11 protein-coding genes are annotated in these 12,725 nt (G+C 73.1%); 5 read left to right on the top strand and 6 right to left on the bottom strand.

All coding sequences use genetic code 11. From position 1 onward, the window contains the following. Positions 1 to 4: 4 nt before the first annotated feature. Positions 5 to 2,764 (bottom strand): BTAD domain-containing putative transcriptional regulator, encoded by a 2,760-nt coding sequence (locus tag E1289_RS21275; protein WP_131982812.1) that lies wholly within the window; start codon positions 2,762 to 2,764, stop codon positions 5 to 7. A 116-nt stretch (positions 2,765 to 2,880) separates the two neighbouring features. Between E1289_RS21275 and E1289_RS21270 the strand changes: the two genes are divergently transcribed. From E1289_RS21270 to E1289_RS21260, 3 genes are all read left to right on the top strand, one after another. Further along, complete coding sequence (locus tag E1289_RS21270; protein WP_131982810.1) at positions 2,881 to 3,462, top strand: dihydrofolate reductase family protein; 582 nt, start codon at positions 2,881 to 2,883, stop codon at positions 3,460 to 3,462. Between the two features lie 101 nt (positions 3,463 to 3,563). Beyond that, a complete protein-coding gene (locus E1289_RS21265; RefSeq protein WP_243713024.1) occupies positions 3,564 to 4,391 on the top strand; it encodes a transporter substrate-binding domain-containing protein in 828 nt (275 codons plus the stop codon). Between the two features lie 230 nt (positions 4,392 to 4,621). Continuing rightward, the gene (locus E1289_RS21260) at positions 4,622 to 4,819 is read left to right on the top strand and encodes a hypothetical protein (protein WP_131982808.1); all 198 of its coding nucleotides are present in this window, start codon (positions 4,622 to 4,624) and stop codon (positions 4,817 to 4,819) included. Between the two features lie 274 nt (positions 4,820 to 5,093). On the opposite strand, the gene E1289_RS21255 is transcribed toward E1289_RS21260, so the two are convergent. Then, complete coding sequence (locus E1289_RS21255; protein ID WP_131982806.1) at positions 5,094 to 5,771, bottom strand: RNA polymerase sigma factor; 678 nt, start codon at positions 5,769 to 5,771, stop codon at positions 5,094 to 5,096. A gap of 318 nt (positions 5,772 to 6,089) precedes the next feature. After that, positions 6,090 to 7,172: an alkene reductase gene (locus E1289_RS21250; RefSeq protein WP_131982804.1), complete on the bottom strand. Its 1,083-nt coding sequence runs from the start codon at positions 7,170 to 7,172 to the stop codon at positions 6,090 to 6,092. A 99-nt stretch (positions 7,173 to 7,271) separates the two neighbouring features. On the opposite strand from E1289_RS21250, the gene E1289_RS21245 reads away from it, so the two are divergent. Further along, entirely contained in the window at positions 7,272 to 7,721 is a 450-nt protein-coding gene (locus E1289_RS21245; protein WP_131982802.1) for a MarR family transcriptional regulator, read from the top strand. 45 nt (positions 7,722 to 7,766) lie between these two features. On the opposite strand, the gene E1289_RS21240 is transcribed toward E1289_RS21245, so the two are convergent. The 3 genes from E1289_RS21240 to E1289_RS21230 all read right to left on the bottom strand — a co-directional run bounded on the left by E1289_RS21240 (position 7,767) and on the right by E1289_RS21230 (position 11,340). Continuing rightward, positions 7,767 to 10,070: a heavy metal translocating P-type ATPase gene (locus E1289_RS21240; RefSeq protein WP_131982800.1), complete on the bottom strand. Its 2,304-nt coding sequence runs from the start codon at positions 10,068 to 10,070 to the stop codon at positions 7,767 to 7,769. A 27-nt stretch (positions 10,071 to 10,097) separates the two neighbouring features. Continuing rightward, positions 10,098 to 11,072 carry a hypothetical protein gene (locus tag E1289_RS21235; RefSeq protein WP_243713023.1) on the bottom strand — a complete coding sequence of 325 codons (975 nt, stop codon included), beginning with the start codon at positions 11,070 to 11,072 and terminating at the stop codon, positions 10,098 to 10,100. A 61-nt stretch (positions 11,073 to 11,133) separates the two neighbouring features. Further along, a complete protein-coding gene (locus E1289_RS21230; protein WP_131982798.1) occupies positions 11,134 to 11,340 on the bottom strand; it encodes a heavy-metal-associated domain-containing protein in 207 nt (68 codons plus the stop codon). A 358-nt stretch (positions 11,341 to 11,698) separates the two neighbouring features. Here E1289_RS21230 and E1289_RS21225 point away from each other — a divergent pair, with 358 nt between their 5' ends. Next, a complete protein-coding gene (locus E1289_RS21225; RefSeq protein ID WP_131982796.1) occupies positions 11,699 to 12,562 on the top strand; it encodes a DNA-formamidopyrimidine glycosylase family protein in 864 nt (287 codons plus the stop codon). Positions 12,563 to 12,725 lie beyond the last annotated feature (163 nt).

Below are 12,725 nucleotides of genomic sequence, written 5' to 3'. Positions count from 1 at the left end.
CGCGTCAGCGTCGGCGGCGGAAGGCGTCGGCGGCGGTTCCGCTGACGGTCGTCAGCTGGGCGTGGATCTGGTCGGTGCTGGAGGGGTCGAGGTCCTTCAGGCGGGTGTGGGCCCGGTGCCACAGCTCGTGGGCGGCCGGATCGTCGTGGGCCAGATGATGGCAGGCGCCGAGGTGGGCGAGGGTGCTGACTTCGCCGTACACGTCACCGACCTTACGGAAAAGGTCGAGAGCCCGCCGATAGCGGTGGACGGCGCCGGTGGGATCGCCCAGCTGGAGGTGGGTGTCCCCCAGGCATGACCAGGTGTGGGCCTCGTGCGGGCGGTTGCCGGACTTCTGGTGCAGGACGAGAGCCCGCTCGCACAGATCGACGGCTTCGCGGTGGTTCCCCAGCCTGCCGTGATACCAGCCGAGGTTCGTGAGGGCGAGGGCCTGCCCGGCCAGGTCGCCTGCCTGCTCGAACAGCGCATGGGCCTGAGCGGCGGCGTGGAGCGCGTCTGCCTCGCGGCCCTGGATGCCGTAGGCGAGGTCCCGGTAGTAGTGCGTCCATGCTTGGCCGATGGTGTCGTTCTGCGACAGTGCCAATGCGATGTCGAGGTTGCGGTGGGCCTCGTCCAGGTGGCCCAGGTCGGCCAGTGCGGCGGCCAGGTTGCGGTGGGCGCGGGCTTCTTCCGCGGGTTCGCCCAGCCGCCGGGCGGCGGCCACGGCCGTTCGCTGGGTTTCGGCGCGGTCGTGCCAGCGGCCCTGCCGGTGCAGGACGAGGAACAACGCCTGCGCCAGCCGGCAGACCTCCCGGTCCGCACGCAGGTCGGCGGCGAGGCTCAGGGCGGTGAGCAGGGCGGGACGCTCGGCGGTGAACCAGGCCAGCGCCTCGTCCGCTCCGGTGAAGTCGGTGACGTGGACGCCCGGGGGCGGTGAATCCGGCGCGGCGGTGTCGATGTCGCCGTGGAGGTGCCCGGCGGCGGCGTATGCGGACTGGACGTAGTGCCCCACGAGGCGGCGCAGCGCGTTCTCCCGGTCGGTGTCGTGGACCTGGCAGAGCTCGGCGGCGTAGGCGTGCAGCAGATCGTGGCAGGAGTAGCGGCCCGGGGCGTGCTCGGTGAGCAGGTTGGCGCGCGTCAGTTCGGCGAGCGGCGCACGTACCGCGGCCGGCGGGACGCCCGCCAGGCTCGCGGCGGCGGCGATCGCGGCGTCCCGGGGGTGCAGCCCGCCGACGAGGCGGAACAGCCGGGCCGCTTCGTCGCCGAGCGTGTCGTACGACCAGGAGAAGACCGCACGGATGTCGGCGGCGCCCTCCAGCGCGCCGAGGGTGTCGCGCAGCTCGCCGGCGAGTGCGGTGAGCGGGTGCGCGGGACGGATCGCGGCGCGAGCGGCGACCATCGCCAGCGCCAGCGGCAGCCCCGCGCAGCGGCGGACGATCTCGGCGGCGGCGGCGGGCTCGGCGTCGAGCCGGTCGTGGCCGACGCGGCGGCCGAGCAGCCGCCCGGCCTCGCCCGGCGGCAGCAGGCCGAGGGTGAGCGGGTGGGCGCCGTAGGTCATGACCAGCCCGGCGAGGTGGTCGCGGCTGGTGACCACGACCAGGCAGCCGGGAGCCGCGGGAAGCAGCGGGGCGACCTGGTCGGCGTCGCGTGCGTTGTCCAGCAGCAGGAGCATGCGCCGCTCCGCCAGCAGGCCGCGGTAGAGGCCGGCCTGCGCGGCGGGGCCGTCGGGGATCTGGTGCGGAGGGACCCGCAGCGCGTCCAGGAACTCGCGGACGGCCGTGGCCGGCCGCACGGCCTCGCCCGAGGGGTCGTATCCGCGCAGGTCGATGTAGAGCTGGCCGTCCGGGAAGCGTCCGGCGACCCGGTGCGCCCAGTGGACGGCGAGCGTCGTCTTCCCGACCCCGGCCGTTCCGGCGATCAGCGCGATCAGCGGCGACCGGGACCGCGCCGGGCCGGGTTCGAGCAGGGCGTCGAGCGCGGCCGCCTCGGCCTCCCGGCCGGTGAAGCCGCTGCCGGCCGCGGGCAACTGCCGGGGCACCGCGCGCCGGACGGACGGAGTGCCGCCCGCCAGCAGGTCGGCGTGCACCTGCCGCAGCTCCGGGCTCGGGTCGGTGCCGAGTTCCTCGGCGAGCCGGTGCCGGAGCGCCTCGTACCGCTCCAGCGCCTCGGCCGGCCGCCCGGCCGCCCCCAGGACCCGCAGCACCCGCACCCAGAGGGACTCCCGCAGCGGATGGCGCTCGGCCACCGCCACCAGCCCGGCCGCAGCCGGGGGCGCGCGGTCCGCGAGACGCAGGTCGACGTGGCGTTCCAGCGCGGTCAGGTAGCGCTCCTCCAGCGCGGGGGCCGCGGACCGCTCCAGCCAGTCGGACCGGATCCCCTCGAAGGGGGTGCCGCGCCATAGCGCGAGCGCAGTGGACAGCCGGGACCGTTCGGCCGCCGCGTCCGTCGCGTCCGCCGCCTCGTCGAGCAGCCGGCCGAAGCGGAGCGCGTCCACCCGGTCCGGGTCGGCCGCCAGCTGGTAGCCGCCCGCCCGGGCCGCGATCGGCTGCGTGCCCGCGGTCTCCAGGGCGCGGCGCAGCCGCCGCACGTTCGTCCGGACGTTGGCCCGCGGGTCGCCGCGCGCCTCCGTCCCCCAGAGGGCGGTCACGAGCGTGTCCGTGGGGACGGTGCGTCCCGCCGACATCGCCAGCACGGCCAGCAGCGCGCGCAGCCGCCCCGCCGGAAGCTCGACCGGCCTGCCGTCCACCGAGACGCGCAGCGGCCCCAGCATCTCGACGGTCAGCACGTGGAGCCCCCCTTCCCCGGCCCGGCGGCGAGTTTCACCGCGGTGACACAACTCTGCCACCCGGGTCCGCCACGCTGGCGGCGACGCAGAGGCACGGACTACTGAAGGGGGCTCCCATGAGCAAGGTGATCTTCGATATGAGCATGTCGCTGGACGGATACGTCAAGGCCACCGGCAGCACACCGGAGGAACCGCTCGGCAAGGGCGGCGATCGGCTGCACGAGTGGGCGATGGACGGCGGCACGGGCAACGCCGAACTCCTGGCCGCCACGACGGCGGAGGGTGGTGCCTTCATCGGGGGGCGGCGAACCTACGACGACTCCCTGCGCTGGTGGGGTGCCGACGGGCCGACCGGTCCCGCCCGGCTGCCGCTGTTCGTCCTGACCCACCGGGCGCCCGACGACGCGCCGGAGAACGGCGTCTACACCTTCGTGACCGACGGGATCGAGAGCGCCCTGCGGCAGGCGAAGGAGACCGCCGGCGGCAAGAAGGTCTACGTGATGGGCGGCCCGGACGTCGGCAGCCAGTTCATCAGGGCCGGCCTGGTCGACCAGATCGGCATCCACCTGGTGCCCGTGCTCTTCGGCGGCGGCGCCCGGCTCGTCGACCACCTCGGGGACGGCCACGTGCAGCTCGAAAGGGTCAGCGTGGTCGATACGCCGCAGGCCGTCCACCTCCTCTACGACGTCGTGAAGTGAACACGGGCGGCGCGTAGGCCGTATGTGGACAGGAGGGTGGAGGGCGAGCGGGCGGGCTGTGATCTTTGAGTGCGTGGCTCCCCGCTCGCCGGGAGCGGGGCGTGCTCGGGGATTGGGGGTCGCGGATGCGGCGGCCGGTGGCCTCGATGCTGGTGGGCTGCCTCGTCCTGGCCGGGTGCGGCGGCGCGGAGGACGCGTCCATCCTCGCGAAGACGACGCTGGTGGCGGGGGTGCGGCCGGACCTGCCCGGGATCGGGTTCCGGCGGGCGGACGGCACGTTCGAGGGCCTGGACGTGGACGTGTCCCGCTACCTGGCGGAGCGGATGGGGAAGAAGATCCGGTTCGCCCCGGCGCTGGCGGCGGACCGGGAGCAACTCCTCCGGAGCGGGAAGGTCGACATGGTGCTGACGTTCTGGCTGGAGCCGGAGTGGCAGCAGCGGCTGGCGTTCGCCGGGCCGTATCTCCTGTCGTACCAGGACATCCTCGTGCGGAAGGACGAGCGGGACGTCCGCGACGTCCAGGACCTGAAGGGCCGGAGGATCTGCGCCGTGACCGGGTCCGGAGCCGCGGAGGCGGTGACCGTCGAACGGCAGGTCGCCGCGGTTCCGGTGGCGGCGCGGTCCTACGACGACTGCATGACGATGCTGGGCGACGGCCGGATCGACGCCATCACGACGAACGACACGATCCTCGCGGGGCTGAAGACGCGGCAGGGCGGGGATTTCCGGCTGCTGAACTCCCGGTTCGGGGAGCGGCGGACGGGCATCGCGATCCGCATGGGCGACCCGGACGGGTGCGAGGCGCTCAACACGGCGATCACCCAGATGTACCAGGACGGCACGATGGCCGGGTTCATGCGGAAGTGGTTCGGGTCGTCGGGCCTGAAACTGTCGGATGTTGACGTGCCGCAGTTCGAGGGCTGCCTGTGACGCCCGCACGATCAGGCGGGTTCGCCGCTTGCGCTTCCGGAGTCGGAGCCTGGGCGGCGCCGTCGTTCTCCTTGCCTTTGCCGGAGTCCTGGTCCGGTGGGACCCCGTTGTTGTTGCCGCGGCCTCGTGGTGGGCTCGGGTTTCCCGGTGGTGCGGTCTGGTTCGGTGGGCCTGGCGTGCTCCCCCCGCCGGGACCATTGGACGGGCCAGGTGTGGCGGGTGGCCGCTTCGTGGCGGGGGGCGGAGTGGAGGATGGCGCGTCGGAGGGCCGCGAAGTGGAGGGCTGCGGACTCGCGGGCGTCCCGGAGCGGGGCGTGACCTGGACGACCGGGTTGCTGTGCTGGCCCGTGCCCGTCCGATCGCCCATCGTCGGGGTCGTGGAGGGCGCCGGGGCGCGGCCCGGGATGTGCCCGTTCATCGTGGCGTAGGCGGCGGCGCCGCCGGTGAGGATGAGCGAGCCGCCGACCAGGACGAGCGCCTTGATCGTGAGGAAGCGGCGCAGGGCGGCCATGCGGGACGTCCGCGCGGGAAGCCGGGCGGCCTTGAAGGCGATCACGGCGGTGTCCTCGCCGGCGAGTTCTCCTGGACGCGCGGGAGCCGAGGCCGCGGCCAGCAGGGCGTGCAGCCGGGCATGCTCGGCGGCACCGTCGAGGACACGCTCAGCGGTGCGCCGGTCGAGGTCGCCCGACCCGTTGTGATCGCTCATGTCACCCCTTCAGCGCCGGTTCCGCCGTTTTTGTCACGGCGCAGGAGCGGGTGCACGTCCCCCGTCAGCCGCGCGGGCGGTACGGCCTCGGCGCTGGCGGAGGAGGAGTCGGCGGAGGAGGAGTCGGCGGAGGCAAGGCGGTCGGCGAGGCGGCGCAGCCCTCGGTAGGAGGCGGTGCGCACGGCACCCGAGCGTTTGCCGAGGACCTTGCCCGCCGTCTTGGCGTCGAGGCCCACGACGACGCGCAGCAGCACGGCCTCGGCCTGGTCGCGGGGCAGCTCGGCGATCAGGCGGATCGCGTCCTGGGTGGCGATGCAGTCCAGGGCGGCCAGTTCGGTGTCGACCCCGGCCGCCATCGTGGTCAGTTCCTCGATGGGGACGTCGCCGCTGGGCCGCCGTGACCGGCGGCGCAGATGGTCGAGGGCGCGGTGGCGGGTGATCGTCGCGGTCCAGCCGCGGAAGCCGTCGAGGTCGCCGCGGAACGAGGGCAGGTCCCGGGCGATCTGCAGCCACGCCTCGGACGTGACGTCCTCGGCGTCCGGGCCGACGAGCGCGCCGGCGAAGCGGATCAGGCGGGGCTGGACGTCGCGGTACAGCATGCGGAAGGAGTTCTCGTCGCCGTCCTGCGCCTCCCGCAGGGCACGGCGAAGCCGCTCCTCGTCCGCCCGTTCCATCCGGGCCATTGTGCAGGTATTCCGGTCACGGCGTGACCTGTACGCGAGTGTTCACGTAGAGTAACCGTGCTGACCCGCGTTCACCGGGTATGGAAGAGCCGGCGGCGCCGGGAACAATCCCCGGGGGCCGTCGGTTACACATGGCAGCCGGTGTGCCTGGTGTCCCCGGGCCTCACCTATCGCCTTCACGGAATACCGTCCGGCTGGAGCCGTGTTGAGCCTTTCGCCGAGAGGCGACCCCGCACACCGGTGGCAAGACCAGGACCCCGCCGGGTCGCACGACCCGGCGGGGTCTGGTCGTCTTCCGGGTTCGGGTGCTCAGTGCTGGGGTGCGAGAGCCGGGTAGTCGACGTAGCCTTCGGCGCCGCCGCCGTAGACGAGGTTCGGGATGTGCGGGGTGAGCGGCGCCCCCGCCGCGAGGCGGCCCGGCAGGTCCGGGTTCGAGATGAACAGCCGGCCGAAGGAGAAAACGTCGGCCAGGCCCACCGCGAGGACCTGCTCGCCCGCCCGCGGCGACGTCGGTTCCGGGCCGTTGAAGTTCCCGATGAGGGTGCCCGACCAGCGTGGCCGCAGGTCGGCCAGCGCCCCGTAGGCGCCGCGCTCGATGATGTGCAGGTAGGCGAGGCCGAGCGGGTCGAGGGCGTCGACGAGCGCCCGGTAGGTGCCCTGCGGGTCCTGTTCGGCGATCTCGTTCTCCGGGTTGTGCGGGGAGATGCGCAGGCCGACCCGTTCCGGGCCGATCTCGGCGGCCACGGCCTCGACCACGTCGAGCGCGAACCGCAGCCGCCCGGTGCGGGAGCCGCCGAAGCGGTCGCCGCGCCGGTTGGTGTTCTCCGCGAGGAACTGCTGGATGAGGTAGCCGTTCGCGCCGTGCACCTCGACCCCGTCGAACCCGGCCCGGACGGCGTTGCGGGCCGCCGCGGCGAAGTCGGCGATCGTCGCCTCCACCTCGGCGGTCGTCATGGCGCGGGGCGGGACATGGTCGACGTTGCCCCGGTTCGTGTAGATCGGTTCCCCCTCGATCCGGACGGGTGAGGGGGCGAGGGGGGTCGCGCCGCCCGGCAGGTTCAGCGGGTGGGTCATCCGGCCCACGTGCCAGAGCTGGGCGAAGATCGTCCCGCCCGCCGCGTGGACGGCGTCGGTGACCGCGCGCCAGCCGGCGACCTGCTCGTCCGTGACCAGCCCGGGGATGCCGGGCCCGCCCTTGCCGAGGACGTTCGGCCAGAGCCCCTCGGTGACGATCAGCCCGGCGGCCGCGCGCTGCGCGTAGTACCGCGCGGTCAGCGGATGCGGGACGCCGGTCGCGTCGTCCGCGCGGCCGCGGGTCATCGGCGCCATGGCGATCCGGTTCCGCAGCCTCAGGTGCGGCCCGTCGTAGGGGAGCAGAAGCGGACTGGACATCACGACCCTCCGGAGCATGTATCTACATAGATTGTATGTACATGCAGAGATTGTCATTGCATGTAGGCTGGTGTCAAGAAAATGGAGAGGATCCGGGAGATGAGCGTTGGTTCGGCCGGTTCGCAGGTGGACACCGGCACGGCGGACGCGCCGCTCTGGGACGGCGTCGTCACCTTGCACGCGCGCGTCGAGCACCAGCTCGCCAAGGCGATGCAGCGGCGGCACGGCGTCGGCCTGTCGGAGTTCCGCGCGCTGTGCCGGCTGTCGCGCGCCGAGGACGGGGAACTGCGGATGCAGGAGCTCGCCGACCTCATCGGCCTCAACCAGAGCTCGGTCAGCCGCCTCGTCGCCCGGCTGGAGGCCGCCGGGCTCACCCGCCGCGCCATGTGCCCCAAGGACCGCCGCGGCGTCTACACCGTGATCACCGAGGAGGGGCGGGCCGTCCAGCGGCGGGCCGCCCCCACCTACGGCGAGACCCTGACCGAGGCCCTGGACGAAGCCGCCGCGGACCCCGCGTTCGCGGCGCTCGTCGCCACCCTGCGCGGCTGAGCGCGGCCCCCTCGGGGACCGCGCTCGACCGTGGTCGACCGGGTGTCAGCGGGCCGGGACCTCCTGACGGACCGGTCCGGTGGCGGTGGCCGAGGCCGGGGCGCCGGCGTCCGCGTTCAGCGGCCTGAACCGGCGCAGCCGCAGGCTGTTGCCGACCACGAAGACCGAGGAGAACGCCATCGCGCCACCCGCGATCATCGGCACGAGCAGCCCGGCCGCCGCCAGCGGGATCGCCGCCACGTTGTAGGCGAACGCCCAGAACAGATTGCCCTTGATCGTGCGGAGCGTGCGGCGGGACAGCCGGATCGCGTCGGCCGCCGCCCGCAGGTCCCCGCGTACCAGGGTCAGGTCGGACGCCTCGATCGCCACGTCCGTGCCGGTCCCCATCGCCAGGCCCAGGTCGGCCTGGGCGAGCGCGGCGGCGTCGTTGACGCCGTCGCCGACCATCGCGACCGTCCGGCCCTCGGACTGGAGGCGCTTGACGACGTCCACCTTGTCCTGCGGCAGGACCTCGGCGATGACCTCCTCGATCCCGACCCCGTCCGCGACCGTCCGCGCCACGGTCTCGTTGTCGCCGGTCAGCAGGATCGGGCGCAGCCCGAGCGCCCGGAACTGCTCGACCGCCTCCCGCGAGGTCGGCTTGACCTGGTCCGCGACGGTGAGCACGGCGCGGGCCTCGCCGTCCCAGCCGACCGCGACCGCGGTGTGGCCGCGCGCCTGGGCCGCCGCCATGGCGTCCTGGAGATCGGGGCTCAGGTGCTGCGACCATTCGGCGAGGAGCTGCGGGCGCCCCGCGATGACGCCGTGGCCGTCCACGACCCCCTGGACGCCGAGCCCCTCGACGTTGGCGAAGTCCTCCACCGCGCCGAGTTCGCCGACGCGCTCGGCCGCGCCCTTGGCGATCGCCTGCGCGATCGGGTGCTCGGACGCGTTCTCCAGCGCGCCCGCGAGCCGCAGGACCTCGTCCTCGGACACGCCGCCGGCGGTGACGACGTCGACCAGGGCCATGCGTCCCGCGGTGACGGTGCCGGTCTTGTCCAGCACGATCGTGTCGACCGCGCGGGTGGACTCCAGCACCTCCGGACCCTTGATCAGGATGCCGAGCTGGGCGCCGCGACCCGTGCCGACCATGAGGGCGGTCGGGGTGGCGAGGCCGAGGGCGCACGGGCAGGCGATGATCAGCACGGCCACCGCGGCGGTGAACGCGGCGGCGGCGCCGGTGCCCGTCCCGAGCCAGAAGCCGAGCGTGCCGAGCGCGAGGGCGATCACGACCGGGACGAAGATCCCGGAGATCCGGTCGGCGAGCCGCTGGGCCTGCGCCTTGCCGGTCTGCGCCTCCTCGACGAGCCGGGCCATCTGCGCGAGCTGCGTGCCGGAGCCGACCCGGGTCGCCCGGACCAGCAGCCGCCCGCCGGCGTTCACGGTCGCGCCGACGACGGTGTCGCCCGGCGCGACCTCCACCGGGACGGACTCGCCGGTCAGCATGGACGCGTCCACGGCGGACGAGCCCTCCTCGACCGTCCCGTCGGTCGCGATCTTCTCGCCGGGGCGGACGACGAACACGTCGCCGACGGCGAGCCGGTCGACCGGGATGCGCTCCTCGCGCCCGTCCCGGATGACCGAGACGTCCTTCGCGCCCAGTTCCAGCAGCGCGCGGAGGGCGGCACCGGCGCGCCGCTTGGACCTCGTCTCGAAGTACCGGCCGGCCAGGATGAACATGGTCACGCCGGCCGCGGCCTCAAGGTAGATGTTCATCGACCCGTCCGAACGGGTCATCGAGAACTCGAAGCCGTGCTTGATCCCCAGCTCGCCGGCGGTGCCGAACAACAGCGCCCACAGCGACCAGCCGAACGCGGCGAGCGTGCCGATGGAGATCAGCGTGTCCATGGTCGCCGCGCCGTGCCGCAGGTTGATCGCCGCGGCCCGGTGGAACGGCCAGCCCGCGTACACGACGACCGGGGCGGCCAGCGTCAGCGACAGCCACTGCCATCCCCGGAACTGCAGCGCCGGGACCATCGCCATCGCGATGACCGGGACGGCCAGGACGACCGCCGTGACCAGCCGCTGCCGCAGCGGCCGCAGCCCGTCGTCCGGCTCCGGCGCCGCTTCCGCGGACCGCTCCGGCGCCGGGAGTTCGGCGCTGTAGCCGGCCTTCGCCACGGTGGCGATCAGGTCGTCCGTCGAGACCTCGCCGGCGAACTCGACGCTCGCCTTCTCGGTGGCGTAGTTGACCGTCGCGGTCACGCCGTCGAGCTTGTTGAGCTTCCGCTCGATGCGGTTGGCGCAGGACGCGCACGTCATACCGCCGATCGCCAGCTCGATACGCCCGGACGCGGTGTCCGTGCTCATCGCTCCTCCTTTGCCTCGATCGTGCGGTCAGTGCGTGTGGGGCCGGTCATCGTGCCCCGGCTCTTCGTGCTCCGGCTCCTGGACGGGGGCCCCGGCGTCTCCGGCGTGCACGGTGAACTCGGCCGTGCGGACCTTGCCGCCGTGCTTGAAGTCCAGGTACAGACGGTATGCGCCGGAACTGGGCGCTTCGGCGAAGAACGTGATACCCGGGCCGGGTTTCGTCTCGCCGTCGCCGGGCTCCCCGTCCGGGTGGACGTGGAGGTAGGCGAGGTCCCCCTGGCGAAGCGCCACGAGGTGCCCGTACGCCTCCAGGTAGGGCTCCAGGTCGGTGACCGGCTCGCCGTCCTTGCTCACCGAGAGGGTGAGCTCGGTGGACTTGCCGGGGGTGAGGCCGCCGGCCAGCCTGACCTCGTACCCGTCCACCTTCGCGACCTGCTCGGGCTCCGGCAGCGGCGCGGGCCGCAGCTCGCCGGGGGCGGTGATGTCGATCCCCAGCGTGAGCTGCCGCTGCGCGCCCTCGGGCTGGACGTCGGTGAAGAAGCGGTACACGCCCGCCTTCGGCAGCGTGACCGGCACCGTCCAGACGCCGCCGGCCTCGGTCGGGTGCAGGTGCTGGAAGCCCGACAGGTCGCGCCGCGCCACGATCAGGTGGAGCCGCTTGCCGTGGAGGGGCTTGAATCCGGTGACGGGCTTGCCGTCCGGGCCGTTGACGGTGAAGCGGAAGTCCGTCTTCTTGCCGGGTGTGAGCGTCGTCCGGTACGGGACGAGCGTGTACCCGTCCTCGGAAACCTGCAGGCCGCCGGGCGCGTGGGAGGCGGCTTCACCGTGCCCGCCGCCGTGCCCGCCGCCCGCGCCGGTGTCCTCGCCGTGGCCGCCACCCTCATGCGACGCCGTCTCCACCGAGGCGCCGACGGGTCCGACGGCCTTGCCGATCCCCGCCGCGCCTCCGAAGACGACGGCCAGGCCCACGACGTAGGCTCCCACTCTGGTCGCGCTGTTCATGCCGATTCACTCCGCTGGCTTCTCTGGGAGCTCGCCCGCGCGGACACGCGGGGCGCTCCGGTCATGCCTTCAGCTGATATCCGGCCTCTTCGACGGCATCCTTGACCAGGGCGTCGTCGAGGGGCGCGTCGCTCGTCACGGTGACCCGGCCGGTCGGCAGGTCGACGTCGACGCCGGTCACGCCGGCGATCTGCTCGACCTCCTCCGTGACCGAGCTGACGCAGTGGCCGCAGGTCATTCCGCTGACGGTGTAGGTGGCGGTGCTCATCTGGCATCTCCCTCCGGTATTACCCCCTGGGGGTATCTTCCGGACCTCATGGTGTCATAACGTCCAGTGCTCGACAACCCGTACCCCCTAGGGGTTATTTCGAGATCCCGGTCACACCGCGCCGACCTGCCTGGTGAGCGGCCGGCCGAGCCTTCCGGCGGGCACCGCGGGAAAAGTTATCCACACCCTGTGTGCACGGCCGTCCGGACCCCGTGTCTCCGGTTCGCCCGGATTCGCTGAGGTATCGCCCCTGGAGAGCCCGTCCGCCCGCGCGGACCCCGAGTTGTGCACAGGTTTTTCCACAGCCTTCCACAGCCCTGTGGACGGCCCTCGCGGTGACATCGCGGATACTGATTCCATGCCTGAGCTACCTGAGGTCGAGGCGCTGGCGGGCTTCCTGCGGGAGCGCGTGGTCGGTCATGCCATCGCCCGGATCGATGTTCTCGCCGTCTCCGCGCTGAAGACCTACGACCCGCCGGTGACCTCGCTGGGCGGGCTGACCGTCACCGGCGCGTCCCGGCACGGCAAGTTCCTCGACCTGGACGTCGACGGGCTCCATCTGGTGATCCACCTGGCCCGCGCCGGGTGGCTGCGGTGGCGGGACGAGATCCCGGCCAGGCCGGCACGGCCCGGGGGCAAGAACCCCCTCGCGGTGCGCGTCCACCTGGACGACGGCTCCGGCTTCGACCTGACGGAGGCCGGGACGAAGAAGGGCCTCGCCGTGTACGTCGTCCGCGATCCCGCCGAAGTGCCGGGCGTCGCGTCCCTCGGCCCCGACCCGCTGGACGACGCGTTCACCCCCGAGGCGCTCGGCGCGATCGTCGGCGGCAAGCGCACGCAGATCAAGGGCCTGCTGCGCGACCAGAAGGTCATCGCCGGGATCGGCAACGCCTACTCCGACGAGGTCCTGCACGTCGCGCGGATGTCCCCGTTCAAGATCGCCGCGTCGCTGACCGGGGAGGACGTCGCGGCCCTGCACGAGGCCATCGTCAGCACCCTCCGCGACGCGGTGGAACGCTCGCGCGGCCTCGAAGCGCAGGACCTCAAGGGCGAGAAGAAGACCGGCCTCCGGGTGCACGCCCGCACCGGCCAGAAATGCCCCGTCTGCGGCGACACGATCCGCGAGGTGTCGTTCGCCGACTCGTCCCTCCAGTACTGCCCGACCTGCCAGACGGGCGGCAAGCCGCTCGCCGACCGCCGGATGTCCCGCCTCCTCAAGTGAGGCACGGGCCCCGGCGGAACGCCGGGGCCCTGAGCTTGGTGCGCCCAGCATGGGCGATTGCTTGGGGGTGAAAGTCCCCTGGAGGAAGAGGTGGTGCTAACTCCGAGCCGGAGGCAAGGGCGTCGTTGTGAGGCGGGGTCTGGAGGAAGCCCGAGGCGAATCC

It is taken from the genome of Actinomadura sp. 6K520, from assembly GCF_004349245.1.
In the GTDB taxonomy this organism is placed as follows: domain Bacteria; phylum Actinomycetota; class Actinomycetes; order Streptosporangiales; family Streptosporangiaceae; genus Spirillospora.
Note: the sequence above shows the minus strand (reverse complement) of the source record. Positions and strands in the feature narration are given on the sequence as shown.